Annotated in this window: 22 protein-coding genes and 2 pseudogenes; 17 read left to right on the forward strand and 7 right to left on the reverse strand. The window is 62.1% G+C overall.

Features of this window, described 5'->3' with window-relative positions:
* Positions 1-35 precede the first annotated feature (35 nt).
* On the forward strand, positions 36-704 hold the full coding sequence (locus tag J0M27_RS02245; protein ID WP_294987038.1) for a CBS domain-containing protein: 669 nt from the start codon (positions 36-38) through the stop codon (positions 702-704).
* Between the two features lie 239 nt (positions 705-943).
* On the forward strand, positions 944-1,669 hold the full coding sequence (locus J0M27_RS02250) for an IclR family transcriptional regulator (RefSeq protein WP_294987040.1): 726 nt from the start codon (positions 944-946) through the stop codon (positions 1,667-1,669).
* A gap of 205 nt (positions 1,670-1,874) precedes the next feature.
* Here J0M27_RS02250 and J0M27_RS02255 read toward each other — a convergent pair whose 3' ends face one another.
* The 4 genes from J0M27_RS02255 to J0M27_RS02270 all read right to left on the reverse strand — a co-directional run bounded on the left by J0M27_RS02255 (position 1,875) and on the right by J0M27_RS02270 (position 4,301).
* On the reverse strand, positions 1,875-2,186 hold the full coding sequence (locus tag J0M27_RS02255) for an addiction module antidote protein (RefSeq protein WP_294987042.1): 312 nt from the start codon (positions 2,184-2,186) through the stop codon (positions 1,875-1,877).
* Positions 2,176-2,508, reverse strand: a complete 333-nt coding sequence (locus J0M27_RS02260) for a type II toxin-antitoxin system RelE/ParE family toxin (protein WP_294987044.1) — start codon at positions 2,506-2,508, stop codon at positions 2,176-2,178. Before J0M27_RS02260 ends, J0M27_RS02255 begins: the two co-directional genes overlap by 11 nt.
* Positions 2,509-2,587: 79 nt before the next feature.
* Entirely contained in the window at positions 2,588-3,100 is a 513-nt protein-coding gene (locus J0M27_RS02265) for an N-acetyltransferase (protein ID WP_294987046.1), read from the reverse strand.
* A gap of 97 nt (positions 3,101-3,197) precedes the next feature.
* Positions 3,198-4,301 carry a Fic/DOC family N-terminal domain-containing protein gene (locus J0M27_RS02270; protein ID WP_294987048.1) on the reverse strand — a complete coding sequence of 368 codons (1,104 nt, stop codon included), beginning with the start codon at positions 4,299-4,301 and terminating at the stop codon, positions 3,198-3,200.
* A 471-nt stretch (positions 4,302-4,772) separates the two neighbouring features.
* On the opposite strand from J0M27_RS02270, the gene J0M27_RS02275 reads away from it, so the two are divergent.
* The 4 genes and pseudogenes from J0M27_RS02275 (at position 4,773) to J0M27_RS02290 (ending at position 6,129) form a co-directional block, all read left to right on the forward strand.
* A complete protein-coding gene (locus J0M27_RS02275) occupies positions 4,773-4,931 on the forward strand; it encodes a type II toxin-antitoxin system MqsR family toxin (RefSeq protein ID WP_294987050.1) in 159 nt (52 codons plus the stop codon).
* A gap of 48 nt (positions 4,932-4,979) precedes the next feature.
* Positions 4,980-5,333, forward strand: coding sequence for a type II TA system antitoxin MqsA family protein (locus J0M27_RS02280; RefSeq protein ID WP_294987052.1), 354 nt, complete (start codon positions 4,980-4,982; stop codon positions 5,331-5,333).
* Positions 5,334-5,349: 16 nt separating this feature from the next.
* Positions 5,350-5,715, forward strand: coding sequence for a 3-keto-5-aminohexanoate cleavage protein (locus J0M27_RS02285; RefSeq protein ID WP_294987054.1), 366 nt, complete (start codon positions 5,350-5,352; stop codon positions 5,713-5,715).
* Positions 5,696-6,129, forward strand: a pseudogene (locus tag J0M27_RS02290) (3-keto-5-aminohexanoate cleavage protein). Before J0M27_RS02285 ends, J0M27_RS02290 begins: the two are co-directional and overlap by 20 nt.
* 9 nt (positions 6,130-6,138) lie before the next feature.
* Here the strand turns inward: J0M27_RS02290 and J0M27_RS02295 are convergent.
* Positions 6,139-6,555: a type II toxin-antitoxin system VapC family toxin gene (locus tag J0M27_RS02295; protein WP_294987055.1), complete on the reverse strand. Its 417-nt coding sequence runs from the start codon at positions 6,553-6,555 to the stop codon at positions 6,139-6,141.
* Entirely contained in the window at positions 6,552-6,776 is a 225-nt protein-coding gene (locus tag J0M27_RS02300; RefSeq protein WP_294987057.1) for a type II toxin-antitoxin system Phd/YefM family antitoxin, read from the reverse strand. The genes J0M27_RS02295 and J0M27_RS02300 overlap by 4 nt, the downstream gene beginning before the upstream one ends.
* Positions 6,777-6,975: 199 nt before the next feature.
* Here J0M27_RS02300 and J0M27_RS02305 point away from each other — a divergent pair, with 199 nt between their 5' ends.
* The 11 genes and pseudogenes from J0M27_RS02305 to J0M27_RS02355 all read left to right on the forward strand — a co-directional run bounded on the left by J0M27_RS02305 (position 6,976) and on the right by J0M27_RS02355 (position 12,049).
* Positions 6,976-7,272 carry a type II toxin-antitoxin system RelE/ParE family toxin gene (locus tag J0M27_RS02305; protein ID WP_294987059.1) on the forward strand — a complete coding sequence of 99 codons (297 nt, stop codon included), beginning with the start codon at positions 6,976-6,978 and terminating at the stop codon, positions 7,270-7,272.
* 3 nt (positions 7,273-7,275) lie between these two features.
* Positions 7,276-7,581 carry an addiction module antidote protein gene (locus J0M27_RS02310; protein WP_294987061.1) on the forward strand — a complete coding sequence of 102 codons (306 nt, stop codon included), beginning with the start codon at positions 7,276-7,278 and terminating at the stop codon, positions 7,579-7,581.
* A 100-nt stretch (positions 7,582-7,681) separates the two neighbouring features.
* Positions 7,682-7,981 (forward strand): helix-turn-helix domain-containing protein, encoded by a 300-nt coding sequence (locus J0M27_RS02315; protein WP_294987062.1) that lies wholly within the window; start codon positions 7,682-7,684, stop codon positions 7,979-7,981.
* 37 nt (positions 7,982-8,018) lie between these two features.
* Positions 8,019-8,249, forward strand: a complete 231-nt coding sequence (locus J0M27_RS02320) for a type II toxin-antitoxin system MqsR family toxin (RefSeq protein ID WP_294987063.1) — start codon at positions 8,019-8,021, stop codon at positions 8,247-8,249.
* 102 nt (positions 8,250-8,351) lie between these two features.
* A pseudogene (locus J0M27_RS02325) lies at positions 8,352-8,704 on the forward strand (type II TA system antitoxin MqsA family protein).
* 16 nt (positions 8,705-8,720) lie between these two features.
* Positions 8,721-8,984: a 3-keto-5-aminohexanoate cleavage protein gene (locus tag J0M27_RS02330; protein ID WP_294987065.1), complete on the forward strand. Its 264-nt coding sequence runs from the start codon at positions 8,721-8,723 to the stop codon at positions 8,982-8,984.
* A gap of 76 nt (positions 8,985-9,060) precedes the next feature.
* The gene (locus J0M27_RS02335; RefSeq protein WP_294987067.1) at positions 9,061-9,297 is read left to right on the forward strand and encodes an addiction module protein; all 237 of its coding nucleotides are present in this window, start codon (positions 9,061-9,063) and stop codon (positions 9,295-9,297) included.
* Between the two features lie 125 nt (positions 9,298-9,422).
* A complete protein-coding gene (locus J0M27_RS02340) occupies positions 9,423-9,596 on the forward strand; it encodes a hypothetical protein (RefSeq protein WP_294987069.1) in 174 nt (57 codons plus the stop codon).
* Positions 9,597-9,900: 304 nt separating this feature from the next.
* Positions 9,901-10,128 (forward strand): hypothetical protein, encoded by a 228-nt coding sequence (locus J0M27_RS02345; protein WP_294987071.1) that lies wholly within the window; start codon positions 9,901-9,903, stop codon positions 10,126-10,128.
* An 8-nt stretch (positions 10,129-10,136) separates the two neighbouring features.
* Positions 10,137-11,102: a hypothetical protein gene (locus tag J0M27_RS02350; protein WP_294987073.1), complete on the forward strand. Its 966-nt coding sequence runs from the start codon at positions 10,137-10,139 to the stop codon at positions 11,100-11,102.
* The gene (locus tag J0M27_RS02355; RefSeq protein ID WP_294987074.1) at positions 11,099-12,049 is read left to right on the forward strand and encodes a hypothetical protein; all 951 of its coding nucleotides are present in this window, start codon (positions 11,099-11,101) and stop codon (positions 12,047-12,049) included. Before J0M27_RS02350 ends, J0M27_RS02355 begins: the two co-directional genes overlap by 4 nt.
* Before the next feature lie 601 nt (positions 12,050-12,650).
* Here the strand turns inward: J0M27_RS02355 and xsc are convergent.
* Positions 12,651-14,462, reverse strand: coding sequence for a sulfoacetaldehyde acetyltransferase (gene xsc / locus J0M27_RS02360; RefSeq protein ID WP_294987076.1), 1,812 nt, complete (start codon positions 14,460-14,462; stop codon positions 12,651-12,653).
* Positions 14,463-14,501: the final 39 nt, after the last annotated feature.

The raw sequence follows: 14,501 nt of genomic DNA on the forward strand, positions 1-14,501 counted from the left end.
CGCGGCGCTCCCCCGCAACCTGGAGGCAAACCACCATGCTGGCGAAGGACGTGATGACCACCGCGGTGCTCACCGTGACCCCCGAAACGGATGTCGGCGAGATCGCCGGACTCATGCTCGATGCACACATCAGCGCGGTCCCGGTGATCGCCGCCGACGGCAGCCTGGTCGGCATCGTCAGCGAAGGCGACCTGATCCATCGCGCCGAATCCGAAACGCGGCGCCGCCCCTCGTGGTGGCTGCGCCTGCTGGCCACGCCCGAGGAACCGGCCGAGCGTTACCTGCGCGAATTCGGCCGCCGCGCGCGCGACGTGATGACGAAGGACGTGATTTCGGTCACGCCGGACACCCCGCTCACCGAGATCGCCGCCATGCTGGAGAAATACCACATCAAGCGCGTAACGGTGCTGGAGGGCGGCAAGCTGGTCGGCATCGTCAGCCGCGCCAACCTGCTGCGCGGCGTCGCCAGTTGGCGCCGGCCGGGCGGCGTCCGCGTCGATGACTCGGCGCTGCGCGCGCTGCTGCTGGCGGCCCTGAACGAAGCCGAACTGCCGATGCACCTGATCAATGTCACCGTCACCAGCGGCGTGGTCGAGATCTGGGGCGTGGTCGATACGCAAGTCCAGATCGACGCGGCACGCGCCGCCGCCGAGGCCACGGCCGGCGTCGTCCGCCTCGAAAGCCACCTGGTGTGCCGCGCCTGACCGAAACCCGGGCTCGCCGGGGACGGACCGGCGCAGCACGCGGTATGCTCCGTCCCGCCCCCTGACCGCGGACGGCGGGGCGATCCGAACACGCGCCGAGGAGACGCCACATCAAGCGCAGCAAGCCCCTCGCGGGCCAATACAACTCCGCCGCCTGGGTCGAATCCGGCGCCGACGACACCGCCGAACCCGCCGACGAGGAAGCCAGCGAGGACATCCGCCGCCTGCGGCCGCTGACCGTGCTGGAGCTCCTCAGCGAAGCCTCGCAACCCCTGACCCTGGCGCAACTGGCCGCCATGATGCGGGTGCCGAAAAGCACCCTGATGCGCCTCTTGCGCGCCATGGAGGCGCAGGGCTACCTGCTGCACATGCCGGCCGAGCGCGGTTACGTGCCCGGCAATCGCGCCACCACGCTGGCGCTGCGCATGCTGCGCGGCTCCAACATCCGCCGCGAATGCCGCGCCGTGCTGCGCAACCTGGTGCGCTCGCTGGGCGAAACCTGCAACCTGACCGTGCCCGACGCCGGTCGCGTGCTCTACGTCGAGCGCATCGACACCACCGCGCCGCTGCGCATGCACCTGCCACCCGGCACCTGGGTGCCCATGCACTGCACCGCCAGCGGCAAGCTCTTCCTCGCCTCGATGCCCCTGCTGGAACGGCGCAGCATCCTCGCGCAACTGCAATTGACGCGGCATTCGCCGCGCACCATCACCGACCGCCGCGAACTGGAAGCCGAACTCGAACGCATCGCCCGCCGCGGCGTCGGCATCGACAACGAGGAATTCGTCCTCGGCATGGTCGCCGTGGCCGTCCCCGTGCGCGGCAAGGACGGCAACCTGGTCGCCGCCGTCGCCTGCCACGCGCCCACCGCGCGCCGCTCGCTGGACGAAATGCTGACCAGCGTCCCCGAACTGCGCGCCGCGGCCGACGCGATGGCTCGGATACTGAGTCCGGCGAAGGAGTAAGGCCGGCAAGGCCCGGCCGCGTCGCCGTATTGCCGGCGCCGACTCTTGCCTACGCCAAGTACGGTGCTGCGCCTGCTGGATGTCGATATTTCTCTGGAGCAGGGCGTCGCAGCGACAGGCATCAGGGGAAAAGCGGCCTCGGCCGCGAGGAAACCGGCGCGCATCATAGCCGCAGTGCGTAAGAAGGACGCCTGGTAATAGTTGGTCAGGCGTGCGCGGACGGACCCCGCATCGGCTGGACGGCAAGGCGCAGACCCATGGCCTTGAGGATGGCCGACAAGCTGCTGAGGACGGGGTTTCCGTCGGGTGACAAGGTGCGATAGAGCTGCGTCGCGCTCAGATGGGCGGTCTCGGCCACGGTCGGCACGCCGCCGAAGGCCTTCGTCATCTGGCGCAAGGTAATCAGGAGTTCGCTCTGGTCGCCTTCCTCAAGAATGCTGTTGAGCAATTGAACAGCATAGGCCGGGTCCTCGCGGAGCATCTCGGCCATCGCGTCGTCGTGCGCTCTATCTCTCATCGCTTGCCCTCCTTTGCCAGTCTTGCCAGTAGCCACAGGCACGGTCGATATCCGCAGCCTGAGTTCGCTTGTCGCCACCGCACAGCAACAACACGATTTCCTTGCCGGCGACCGCGTAATACACGCGAACCCCTGGCCCGACATCGACCCGAAGTTCCCATACGCCATCGCGACAAAACTTGTGGTCGCCGAAATTCCCGAGCTCAATGCGGTTCACCCGCCGATCCACGGCGATTCTCGCGGTCACGTCACGCAGCTTGCGCACCCAGTCGAGGAAGACATCCTTTCCGTCGGGCGTCAGGTAATGCCGGACTTCGTACATGGCTCAGTTTCGTTTATAAACGAATCATTGTCAAACCGATGCGCTTGCCGGCGTTCACCACGCGGACCGTGCGTATCGCCTATTCGCGCGCGCCGAAGGCGTCGTGGAAAACCACCGTGCCCTGCGGCCAGTGCCCGTCGAATGACAGGGCGAGGAAGTATTCCGGCGGCACACCGGCATGGGCCAACTGGTCGAGGTTTCTGAAACCGAACTTCCGGTAGTAATCCGGATGCCCGACCAGGCAACAGCCCCGCGCGCCCATCGCCTGCAGCCGCGCCAGGCCTTGCCGTATCAGCGACTTACCTATGCCCTGCCGCTGATGTGCCGGCAGCACGGACACCGGCCCCAGGCCATACCAGTCCGGCGTGCCGTCAGAGAGGGTCACAGGCGAAAAGGCGACATGCCCGACGACCCGCCCATCGAGTTCCGCGACCAGCGATACCGCCAGCGCCCCGGCGGCCCGCAGCGCCTTGACGATGAACTGCTCGGTGTGCTGGCTGATTTCGAGTGTGGCGAAGGCGGCGAGGGTGACGGTGGTGATGGCGTCGGCATCGGCAGCGGTTTCGTTGCGGATGAGGGCTTCAGGGTTCATTTGCGATCCATTCGCGCAGCGCTTCCAACTGGGTGGATTGGCTGGCTTGTCTGCTAGTCAGGCAAGGCCGGGTTTTCGATGTTGGCGGTGATCGGAATCAGAGGACCTTGCGGCCTTCAGCAGTGTTCAGCAGTTCCGGAAAGGCGAGGATGGCCGGGCGACGGCCGGAGCCTTCGCGCAGTTGTTTGAGCAGCCCGGCATCCTGCAACTGGCGCAGCAGCGGGTGCGCGGTCGGCTTGGGGATGCCGGCGCGGGTGGCGAAGTCGCCGATGCGGAAGATCGGGCGATCGAAAAGCGCGTCGACAATCTGGGCGCTGTGCTGCGAGCGGGTGATTTCCCGTACCCGCGTTTTCATCGTTTCATAGAGAGTCAGGATGGCCTGAACGCGGGCGATGTTGGTCTTCGCCTGCTCGGCAATCGCGCGCAGGAAGAAGGCCGACCACCCGGTCCAGTCATTTTCGCGGGTGACGGCGGCGAGCCGTGCGTAGTACTCGGCGCGGTGGGCTTCGAGATAGGCGGACAAGTAAAACATCGGTGTCGACAAGCGACCCTTGCTGTAAAGGAACAGCGGGATCAGCAGGCGGCCGATCCGCCCGTTGCCGTCCTTGAAGGGATGCAGGATCTCGAACTGGGCATGGACGATGGCGGTTTGCAGCAAGGGGTCGGTATCGTCGCTTTCGAGGTAGCGCTCCCAGGCTTGCAGGTGGTCCATGAGCTGCAGGGGGTTGGGTGGGATGAAGCTGGCCGTCTCGATGGTGCAGCCGTGGGGGCCGATCCAGTTCTGCGTCTTGCGGAATTCGCCGGGCTCCTTGTCCTGGCCGCGCACGCTGTTCATCAATTCCTTGTGCAGGGCCTTGACGAGGCTGAGCCGCAAGGGGCGGTCGGTCAGCGTTTCGGCGGCCAGCGTGAGCGCCTTCCGGTAGTTCAGGATCTCCTGGATGTCGGCCTCCTTGTTGATGTCGTATTCCCGGCCGGCTTCGTGTTCCAGAACCTCCTCCACGGTGGCCTGGGTGCCCTCGATGCGAGAGGAAAGCACCGCTTCCTGGTGGGTCAGTGGCGAGAGCATCACCGCCGGGTTCACCATGCCCTGCAGCAGGCCGTCGTAACGCGCCAGCGCGGCGTTGGCCTCACCGACCAGCGTGACCAGTTGCGCAATCTCGATGCCGGAAGGCGGCAGGGCAGCGGGTTCGTGAGCTTGCATGGCGCCTCTTGTATTGGCTGTCAGAGCCAAAGCTGTTTGTGTATTGAAAGCGAGCCGGGTCTATACATGAAACGACTTGTGTATAGCCTATCCAGCACAAGGGTTGTTTCGTATTGCAAATAGAACATTTCGATACGTTATTGTGCCCTATCTCGCCACTGCGTGCGCAATCCTTCGCTTGAATCGAGCGCCCCATTGCGGAATGGCTGTGAATGGGTGGGGTATTGCTTGCCATGATCCGCTCCGATGCCACCCACCTGCCCGGCGGCAGCCGGATCGCTTCCAATCACCATTAACCAAATGCCAAATTCACCAATAAGCTTAATGTCCTGCCAAGGAGAAATCGACGCCCCATTGCAAGCTGCCGGTCGTCAAAGGGCTGATCGAAGCAGGCAAGGTTCGCGCGACGATGTCGGCACTGGCGGGTGGCGCAGCGCTGGGCTTCGGTTTTTACGGGATCGTGGATTTGCGATGGCGCCGGCGCCGACTGATTTCCACAAGAGCATGACCGCGCATGCGGACCATCGCATCTGGCAGGACGTGGATCGGCCGATGACGGCCGCCGGCCGCGTTTATCTGAAACTCACGGTCATCGACGACGTGCTGATCGTGTCCTTCAAGGAGGTATGAACATGAAATGTCCAAGCTGCGGCGCGGCGAAGCTGGTCCGCGACCGGCGTGAGGAGCTACACCTACAAGGGCGAGACGACATCCATTCCGGACGTGAGCGGCGACTATTGCCCGGCCTGCGGCGAGGCCGTGCTGGACATGGCCGAATCCGCCCGGACCAGCGCGGCCATGCTGGAGTTCAACAAGCAGGTGAATGCCGCCATCGTCGATCCGGCATTCATCGCCAGCGTGAGGAAGAAGCTGCGCCTGGACCAGCAGCAGGCCGCCGAGATCTTCGGCGGCGGCGTGAATGCGTTTTCCCGCTACGAGAACGGCAGAACGCGGCCACCGCTGGCGCTGGTGAAGCTGCTCAAGGTGCTCGACCGGCATCCGGACCTGTTGGACGAGGTGCGGGCCGCCTGAACCGGGGCACGCGCACGTGGCCGCCCTCATCGGCGCGGCGAGGTGCCGTACCGCCGGCGCCGACTCTTCAAATGCACTCAGCTTCGAAGCCGGCGCCTCGCTGGTGCACATCCACGTACGCAACCCGGACGAAACGGCCAGCTCCGACCCGGCGCTGTTCGTCCAGGTGCAGGAAGGCGTGCGCAAGCACTGCCCGGGCATGATCATCCAGTTTTCCACCGGCGGCCGCGGTCGCGAGCAGGCCGCGCGTGGCGCCATGCTGCACCTCAAGCCCGACATGGCCTCGCTGGCCACCGGCTCGGTGACTCCCGGCCAGCATCTACGAGAACCCGCCCGACTTCGTCGAGGGCCTGGCCAAGACCATGCTCGACAAGGACATTAAGCCCGAGATCGAGGTATTCGACCTCGCCATGCTCTACAACGCTGCCAGCCTGGTGAAGAAGGGTCTGCTCAAGAGCCCGCCGCACGTGCTTTCGTGCTCGGCATCGCCAACGCCCTGCCGGTGCGGCGCAGCGTCTTCGACTTCCTGCGCAGCGAACTGGCCGAGGTGCTGCCCGGCGCCACCTGGGTCGCCGCCGGCACCGCGCGCTGCCAGTTCGAGGTCAACCAGTGGTGCCTAGAAGCCGGCGGCCATTGCCGTACCGGCCTGGAAGACAAGCTGCGCTTCGACCCGACGCGGCTGGCCGCGAGCAATGCCGAGCTGGTGAAGAAGATTGTGGATGTGTGCGACCGCCATGGAAGGCGGCCGGCGACGCCTGCCGAGGCGCGGCAGATACTGGGCTTGCGGCCTGCCTGATCGTCCCGGTTACGAAACGTCGACAATCCTCAGACCGGCCTTGCGCGCCGCGGCAAGCTGCTGCCGGTCGGCGGATACAAAGGCGTCCGGCTGGCAGGCCAGTGCGCACGCCACATGAAGCGCATCCATCGCGCGCAGCGGATGCGCTTCCAGGAGCGAAACCACCCCGGCGAGAACTTCCGATGTGATCTGGCAGATATCGACATCCGCCAGATCGGCCACCGCGTCACTTTTCAATTGTCGATAGGCGGCCCTGGCGAGTTTCTTCTCGCGCACGAGGCGGCACAGTGTCGAGGTGAGTTCCGGAAAGCAGATGACGCTGACGAAAAGCCTGTCCGCCTCCTGGCACAGCGCCAGTACCTTGTCCGACCCCTGCTCTGCGACATAGCGTTTGGCAAAGGCCGAGGTATCCAGAAACAGCCTCACGCCGAATCATCCCGATCACCCAGTAGTTCCCGGCTCAGGGACAAGCCCTTGACCGTCAATGGCGTGGCTTGCCGCTTCCAGGACGGCAGCGCGGAACGGACCGGCACTATCTCGGCGATGGGTTTTCCGTTGCGGAAAACGCGAACCGTATCCCCGCCCTCGACGGCGTCGAAATAGTCCTTGGCGTGCTTGCGCAATTCGGTGAACGTGGTTTCCTGCATGGCGCCTCCTGTATGAGAATGTACAGTGTAATGTACATTTCGAGTTCAGGGTGCGATCCGGGTTTCGGCACCGGTCATGTCAGTAGGCCATAGGGGTCAGAGCCATTTGACATTGCCGGGGAAGCGGTAACGATGCCTTGAGGCGCCGCGCGAACCCCAGGCGCTTGACCGGTGTATCCAAGGTGATACACTCCGCGTCATGAACCTGTTTCTGCAATCGGACGAATTCGCGGCCTGGCTGTCCGGCCTGGCCGATCTGCGTGGCAAGGCGCGCATCGCCCGGCGCATCGAGCAGGCCGAGGCCGGCAACTTCGGCGACTGCGAGCCGGTCGGCGAGGGCGTGTCCGAGATGCGTATCCACTACGGCCCCGGCTATCGCGCCTATTTCACCAGGCGCGGCGACGTGGTTTATCTGCTGCTGCTGGGCGGCGACAAATCGACCCAGAAACGCGACATCAAGCGCGCCAAGGAAATGGCGCGAAAACTGGAGGAATAAGCCATGACCCGATTCACCCGCTTCGATGCCGCCGACTATCTCGACAACGACGAATCCATTGCCGAGTACCTGACCGCCGCGCTGGAAGAGGACGATCCCGATGCGTTTCTCGATGCGCTCAAGACCGTGGCGCGCGCCCGCGGCATGACGCAACTGGCCAAGGACGCCGGGCTGGGCCGCGAGAGCCTGTACAAGGCGCTGGCGCCAGGCGCCAAGCCGCGTTACGACACGGTATTGAAGGTGGTCCGGGCGCTTGGAGTCACGCTGCATGCCGAGCCTTCCCATGCGGGAGCTGTCGGCGCGCGTTGAAAACCACCCGGTTGTGCGCGTTGAATTTACCCGGCACCGGGTAAAAGGCGAGATATCTCCGACCCCAATGGCGCCCGCAGGAATTGATGGAGGTGACACGATGAGCCGGATGATCAACGAAGCCCTGCAGACGATGCGCGATCTGGAGCAGGTCGGCGCCGTCAGCAAGCAGACCCTGCGCGACTTCGAGGCGCAGGCCGTGCCGCCGCCGGCCTACACGGCCGAGTCGATCCGCCGTCTGCGCGAGCATCTGCACGTCAGCCAGGCGGTGTTTGCGGCCTATCTCAACGCCAGCGTTTCCACCGTGCAGAAGTGGGAAAACGGCGAGAAGAAGCCGAGCGGCGCGGCATTGCGCCTGCTGTCGGTCATCGAGCGGCGCGGGCTGGAAGTACTGGTTTGAATGCGGTGGGCGCAAGAGGCGGGGGGCGCCCGACCCGGTGAGCGTTGCAGTCGGCGGGTGCACCTGTCTCGAAGCCCACGCCTGCCGCATCTTCGCCCTTGGCCAGACACAGCATAGCCAGGCACACGGCGAACTCGCCGGCCGCATTCATGCAGAGGTCGTGATGGCGCTGGCGCCGACCGATTTCCACAAGAGCATGACCACGCCTGCGGACCATCGCATCTGGCAGGACGTGTATCGGCCGATGACGGCCGCCGGCCGCGTTTAGCTAAAACTCACGGTCATCGACGACGTGCTGATCGTGTCCTTCAAGGAGTTATGAACATGAAATGTCCAGGCTGCGGCGCGGCCAAGCTGGTCCGCGACAGGCGTGAGGAGCTACACCTACAAGGGCGAGACGACCTCCATTCCGGACGTGAGCGGCGACTATTGCCCGGCCTGCGGCGAGGCCGTGCTGGACATGGCCGAATCCGCCCGGACCAGCGCGGCCATGCTGGAGTTCAACAAGCAGGTGAATGCCACTATCGTCGATCCGGCATTCATCGCCAGCGTGAGGAAGAAAAGCGCCTGGACCAGCAGCAGGCCGCCGAGATCTTCGGCGGCGGCGTGAATGCATTTTCCCGCTACGAGAACGGCAGAACGCGGCCGCCGCTGGCGCTGGTGAAACTGCTCAAGGTGCTTGACCGGCATCCGGAGCTGCTGGACGAGGTGCGGGCCGCCTGAACCGGGGCACGCGCCCGTGGCTGACCGCATCGGCGCGGCCAGGCGCCGTACCGCCGGCGCCGACTCTTCAAATGCGCTCAGCTTCGAAGCCGGCGCTTCGCGGGTGCACATCCACGTGCGCAATCCGGACGAAACGGCCAGTTCCGACCCGCCGCTGTTCGCCCGGGTGCAGGAAGGCGTGCGCAAGCACTGCCCGGGCATGATCATCCAGTTTTCCACCGGCGGCCGCGGCCGCGAACAGGCGGCGCGTGGCGCAACACCAGATCGCCAGATCGCTTAGGGTCAGGGGAGCTTTCGACCGAATCCTTTGAATCTTCTCTTCAACCGGAGATAATCGCCGGACTGGAGGATTGAACATGAACGCGCGAGTGCAAGCCCTCATCGACCAAGCCAGAATCATGACTGCGGAGGAGCGTCTCGCCGCGCTCGACGCCCTGCAGGAACTCGTGACGCCACCGGACCAGGCATGGGAAGGCGCTTGGGCGCTGGAAAGCGAGGATCGTGTAAGCGCCTACCAGCGCGGCGAAATCAAGGCGGAGGATTTCGACGTTTTCATGGACCAGATGCGGCAGGACTATCTGGACAAAAAATGAGGGTCCGGCAACTTTCGGTCGCCAGCGCCGAATTGCGGGAAGCCATGACGTGGTATCGAGCGCGGAGCCCTCGCGCAGCGGAGAATCGCTGGTTGCGTGTCCAGGATGCGCGGCGCTCAATACTCATGTTTCCTCACGCCGCGCCGCTGATCGGCCAAAGAACACGACGGTTCATCTTGTCCGGCTTCCCCTGCGACCTGATCTACAGCGTGCTGCCGGATGAAATCCTGATCGTGGCATTCGCCCACCACAGCCGTCGCCCGAGTTACTGGAAAGATCGCCTACGCGATCCTGACTGAAGGCCGGTCTGCCAATTTCGGAAAGTCGGCGCTGGCGAGACGGCGAATCGATGCGGCAAAGAACCAATTCATGCTGACCCCATATCGTTGTAGGCCCCTATGGCTTCTTACGGCATGCCTCTCTGAGGAACTGTGCAAGACGAGAAATTTACGGATACCATGCAGCCTTGCCTAAAGCGCTGCGGAGACTGCGCAAGGTGCCGGTCGTGTTGAGGTATTACTAAACAGCATCTTCTATGCGTTGCCTTCGTAGCGTGACATCTGCGCAAGGGAATGATTGAAAGTTTACGGATAGAGTATTGGGATGACAACACTTCCATTTCTAGTAGGCTTTGCGAAGCCATGCACCTCGCCTGGCCGCGCAAACAACCCTGTAGAGTATTTTTACGACCAGACAGAAGACATGGTCCGTTGGACAGGTCATGCGGATAGTCCTTTCGCGATTGATCAATCGAGCGCCAGCGGTCCTATGACCAAGAAGGCCGACATTGAAAAAGGTGAAGACAACAAAGACCGGCGTATGTGGCGCTAGGCTCATTGATGATTCTCATCCTTTCGAACAAATGGGATATCACTGTTGATTTTGTTGTTCGGGAACTCAAGCGGCGCGATGCCGAGTTCCTCCGAATTAACACTGAAGATTTAACTAAAGACGGCGTGGCTTTTTACTTCCCTGGCCCTAGGCTTATGGTTACAAGGGACGGGAAGGCGTTTGATCTGTCGTCTTGCATTACCGCTATCTGGTGCCGTCGCCCAGGTAAGCCGTTTGATTTTCTTCCGAAGGAGGAAAATCCATCGGAAGCCATTCAAAAGTTCGTCAGCGATCAATGGTACGCATGCCTAGAGGCGCTTGAGCTGATAGACGGTGCGCGATGGATCAATCCTCCCGCGGAAAATGACCGTATGGAGAGCAAGTTGCGGCAACTGCGACTGGCAACAGAACTCGGGTTCTCTATCCCCAGAACATTGGTCTCCAATTCGGGAAACGAGATTCGGGCTTTCTGCCATTCGGAGAATGACCGGATCGTTGCTAAGGCACTCTATGCCCCACTCATTGAGGAGCCTGACCAGGATTTCTTTATCTTCTCGAACGTAGTTACTCAGAAGAACTTGAATGATGACGACGCCTTGTCAGTCGCACCAAGTATCTTCCAGCAAGTACTGTCACCTAAGATTGACTACAGGGTAACCGTGGTTGGAAGCTCTGTGTTTCCGGTCAGAGTCGTGAGCAATACAGGTGGCGATGAAGCGCTAGATTGGAGAACAAGGGAGTCCGAACTTCGTTTCGAGATATGCAAACTGCCCCAGCACATTGAAGGCTTGTGTCGAGACTATGTCGCCAAAGCAGGACTTATCTTCGGTGCTTTGGACCTTGTTGAGTATTCCGGTGAGTTTTACTTCCTCGAGATCAATCCCAATGGTGAATGGGGTTGGCTTGAAAAAACCGTCGGGGTAAAAATCAGTTCCGCAATATGTGACATTCTGCTGGGCGAGCAAGAATCATGAAGCAAATAGCTGAGTCCCTCGACAGGCTTCTTCAGTTTTTGTTTCCGCCTTACGCTCTTTGGCGCCAAGGCCCGAGTGATGATGCTCCGGAGGTGCCGGATGGCGCTGAGGTATCCGGGGGCGACGACTTCTACGGAAAGAAGTCGATCTCATCGGAAGTACAAAAGAATCATCTGATGGTTGCAGAGAAAATCCACTCTGCGGAGCAAGAGCGAAAGAAGACAATTGAAGACAAGGCCGCCAATTTTTTTGTTGGCGCGACATTGTCCTCTGGAATCCTAGCGGCATTGCCAACGCTACTTACAGAGAAGTTAAGCCTGCCTCTCTGGGGGAAGCTTATTGTTTTTGTGCTGCTAATAATCGCTGCGATCTATTTGATCGGGGCCGCCATATATGCCACAAAGGTCCGCGGCATCGGTGCGTTCTACGTTTTAAGTAACGCTGATCTGGAGGGACGCCTATTCAGTGACCCTGATTTCCAGCGCAAGTGGGCAGTGCGATTGGTTGAACTGACACGGCTCAATCAGCCGACGCTAACTCGCAAGTCGAATCAACTATGGGTTGCAGAGCAGATGTTTTTGCGTGGAGTGATTTCCACGATCATTTCAGGGGGGCTACTCGGCTTATTGGCCATCGGCTTCCCGCCGAGTCATAAGAATGATTTGGAGGCTTATGCAGTAAGCGTTTTCGAATGTAGGGAGTCAAACGCGAGCCTGGCGATGCTGCTGGCGGCAGAAGGTAAAGCGCTTGGGGTGCTTGAGGCCAAACTTTCGGCCAGCTTGGAAGCGCAGGAGGCACTAAAGGTCCAGATGAGTCTAAAGAAAGAGACGGCTACAAAGCAAGTCACCGCACAGTCAAAGTCATCTAAGCCGAAATCTTTGTCTTCAAAACCTTGTGGGCCTGAGCGTAAGACGGATGCAGAAGTGCCTGCAGCTCAAGGTCAATAAGCTGAAGTCAAGTGTGGGCAATTCGAATGACCGCTCCGGCCGATTATTTAGATGCCTCAATTATGTTGAGCCACCACCGGCGTCGTGCGCCAACCGCCCGTCTGGAGCGGAAGGCGCAGATCGCGACCTCCACATAATTCGGGAGTTAGTACCGAATCGATCAGGGGAAGAGGCTGCCAAATGTGCGGGAGTCTTTCATTGGGTCAAGTTTCGCGCGTTCTGGAGGCGATCGTCATGCCGACCCAGTCGGCCAGCGATTCCGTCGAGACTCCTGAATATGAGGCCACGATCTGTGTACTGCAGGATCTCGCGGTTGGGTTCGTGAATGACAAGATGCCGCGCACACTCCACTCAGCCAGATCGCGGAAATTATGGTGAGCGCAGGACCTCGTCCTCGCCTCGTAGAAGACCATGGCGACTGGCTTCTAGTAGGAACATCTCTGGGCGCTCAACATAATCGAGGCATCTACATAATCGGCCTTATGTTGAGCTCCACATAAGGCCGAACAACCGCCGTACCGCCAGCGCCGACTTTCTCATGACCGCAAAACAGAAGCCCGCATTCCGCGGGCTTCTGTTTGGTTGAATCAAGGCTACGTCCTCAGACGTAATCCTTGTACTTCTCCAAGAACCGCACCGGCTTCGACAGCGCATCCCTCCTGAACGGATCGCCCAGTTCGCGGGTGCACATGATTTCGAGGATGCAGGTCTTGCCGTGGTTCATCTGCAGGTCGATGGCCTTCTTCAGCGCCGGGCCGACTTCTTCCAGCTTGTCCACCACGATGCCCTCGGCGCCCATGGCGCGGGCGATGCCGGCGAAGGACTGGTTGTCGAGTTCGCCGGCGACGAAGCGGCGGTTGTAGAAATCCACCTGGTTCTTCTTCTCCGCGCCCCACTGGCGATTGTGGAAGACGACGGCGGTCACCGGGATGTTGTGGCGCACGCAGGTCATGGTTTCCATCAGGCTCATGCCCCAGGCGCCGTCGCCGGCATACGAGATCGCCGGCCGGTGCGGGGCGGCCACCTTGGCGCCGATGATGGTGGGGAAGGCGTAGCCGCAGTTGCCGAAGCTCATCGCCGCGAAGAAGCTGCGCGGCTTTTCGAAGCGCAGGTAGCTGTTGGCCACCGAGTTGATGTTGCCGATGTCGGTTGAGACCATCACGTCGGGCGGCATGGCTTTTTCCAGTTCGCGCAGCACCTGGCGCGGATGCAGGTAGCTGCCGCCGCTGAAGGTTTTTTCCTTGCCGTTCTCGTCGATCATGTCCAGGCTGAAGGCGTCGCGCTCGTGGGTCCAGTCGTCGAGCTCCTTTTCCCAGGCGGCCTTTTCGTCCTTGATCTTCGCCGCGCGCTCGGCCTTGGTCGCGTCGCAGGCCAGCGTGCGGCCGGCCAGGCGTTGCGTCAGGGCGATGGCGGCGGCCTTGGCGTCGCCGCAGATGCCGACCGAGATCTTCTTCACCAGGCCCAGCATGGTGTTGTCGGCGTCGATCTGGATGATCTTGGCATCCTTGGGCCAGTAGTCCATGCCGTGCTGCGGCAGGGTGCCGAAGGGGCCGAGGCGGCTGCCCAGCGCCACCACGACGTCGGCCTGCGCCATCAGCTTCATCGCCGCCTTCGAGCCCTGGTAACCCAGCGGGCCGCACCACAGCGGGTGGCTGGCGGGGAAGGAGTCGTTGTGCAGGTAGCTATTCACCACCGGCGCGCCGAGGCGCTCGGCCAGTGCCTTGCATTCCTCGACGCCGTCGGCCATGACCACGCCGCCGCCGGAGATGATGACGGGGAACTTGGCCTTGGCCAGCAGCTCGGCCGCTTCGTTCAGCGTCTGCTCGCCGCCGGGGCCGCGATCGAGGCGGAAGGGCTTGGGGATCTCGCAGGTGATGTCGCCGTAGAAATAGTCGCGCGGGATGTTGAGCTGGGTCGGGCCCATTTCGCTCATGGCGCGGTCGAAGCAGCGGCCGGTGTATTCGGCCATGCGCTTGGGATTGTTCACATGGCCCTGGTACTTGGTGAATTCCTCGAACATCGGCAGCTGGTTGGCTTCCTGGAAGCCGCCGAGGCCCATGCCCATGGTGCCGGTTTCGGGGGTGACGATCACCACCGGGCTGTGCGCCCAATAGGCGGCGGCGATGGCCGTGACGCAGTTGCTGATGCCGGGGCCGTTCTGGCCGATGACGACGCCATGGCGGCCCGAGACGCGGGCATAGCCGTCGGCCATGTGGCCGGCGCCCTGCTCATGCACCACCGGGATCAGGCGGATGCCGGCCGGGGCGAAGATGTCCATGGCGTCCATGAATGCAGAGCCCATGATGCCGAACATGTCGGTCACGCCGTTGGCGACCATGGTTTCGACAAAGGCTTCGGAAGGGGTCATGCGGGTGGGGCCCGTGGGCACGGACCGGTTGTCAGCGGCGCTCATGGCGGCTCCTCATTGTTATGAAAATACGGGACGAAACGT

The sequence above is a fragment of the Sulfuritalea sp. genome, assembly GCF_017302275.1.
In the GTDB taxonomy this organism is placed as follows: domain Bacteria; phylum Pseudomonadota; class Gammaproteobacteria; order Burkholderiales; family Rhodocyclaceae; genus Sulfuritalea.

What these genes read in the sequence shown, in the direction of transcription:
- J0M27_RS02255 (WP_294987042.1), bottom strand. Translation starts at nt 2,186, where the DNA reads ATGAGAGATAGAGCGCACGACGACGCGATGGCCGAGATGCTCCGCGAG.
- J0M27_RS02305 (WP_294987059.1), top strand. Translation starts at nt 6,976, where the DNA reads ATGAACCTGTTTCTGCAATCGGACGAATTCGCGGCCTGGCTGTCCGGC.
- J0M27_RS02270 (WP_294987048.1), bottom strand. Translation starts at nt 4,301, where the DNA reads ATGCAAGCTCACGAACCCGCTGCCCTGCCGCCTTCCGGCATCGAGATT.
- xsc (WP_294987076.1), bottom strand. Translation starts at nt 14,462, where the DNA reads ATGAGCGCCGCTGACAACCGGTCCGTGCCCACGGGCCCCACCCGCATG.
- J0M27_RS02350 (WP_294987073.1), top strand. Translation starts at nt 10,137, where the DNA reads ATGATTCTCATCCTTTCGAACAAATGGGATATCACTGTTGATTTTGTT.
- J0M27_RS02340 (WP_294987069.1), top strand. Translation starts at nt 9,423, where the DNA reads ATGTTTCCTCACGCCGCGCCGCTGATCGGCCAAAGAACACGACGGTTC.
- J0M27_RS02315 (WP_294987062.1), top strand. Translation starts at nt 7,682, where the DNA reads ATGAGCCGGATGATCAACGAAGCCCTGCAGACGATGCGCGATCTGGAG.
- J0M27_RS02245 (WP_294987038.1), top strand. Translation starts at nt 36, where the DNA reads ATGCTGGCGAAGGACGTGATGACCACCGCGGTGCTCACCGTGACCCCC.
- J0M27_RS02345 (WP_294987071.1), top strand. Translation starts at nt 9,901, where the DNA reads ATGACAACACTTCCATTTCTAGTAGGCTTTGCGAAGCCATGCACCTCG.
- J0M27_RS02300 (WP_294987057.1), bottom strand. Translation starts at nt 6,776, where the DNA reads ATGCAGGAAACCACGTTCACCGAATTGCGCAAGCACGCCAAGGACTAT.
- J0M27_RS02265 (WP_294987046.1), bottom strand. Translation starts at nt 3,100, where the DNA reads ATGAACCCTGAAGCCCTCATCCGCAACGAAACCGCTGCCGATGCCGAC.
- J0M27_RS02260 (WP_294987044.1), bottom strand. Translation starts at nt 2,508, where the DNA reads ATGTACGAAGTCCGGCATTACCTGACGCCCGACGGAAAGGATGTCTTC.
- J0M27_RS02335 (WP_294987067.1), top strand. Translation starts at nt 9,061, where the DNA reads ATGAACGCGCGAGTGCAAGCCCTCATCGACCAAGCCAGAATCATGACT.
- J0M27_RS02275 (WP_294987050.1), top strand. Translation starts at nt 4,773, where the DNA reads ATGGCGCCGGCGCCGACTGATTTCCACAAGAGCATGACCGCGCATGCG.
- J0M27_RS02310 (WP_294987061.1), top strand. Translation starts at nt 7,276, where the DNA reads ATGACCCGATTCACCCGCTTCGATGCCGCCGACTATCTCGACAACGAC.
- J0M27_RS02355 (WP_294987074.1), top strand. Translation starts at nt 11,099, where the DNA reads ATGAAGCAAATAGCTGAGTCCCTCGACAGGCTTCTTCAGTTTTTGTTT.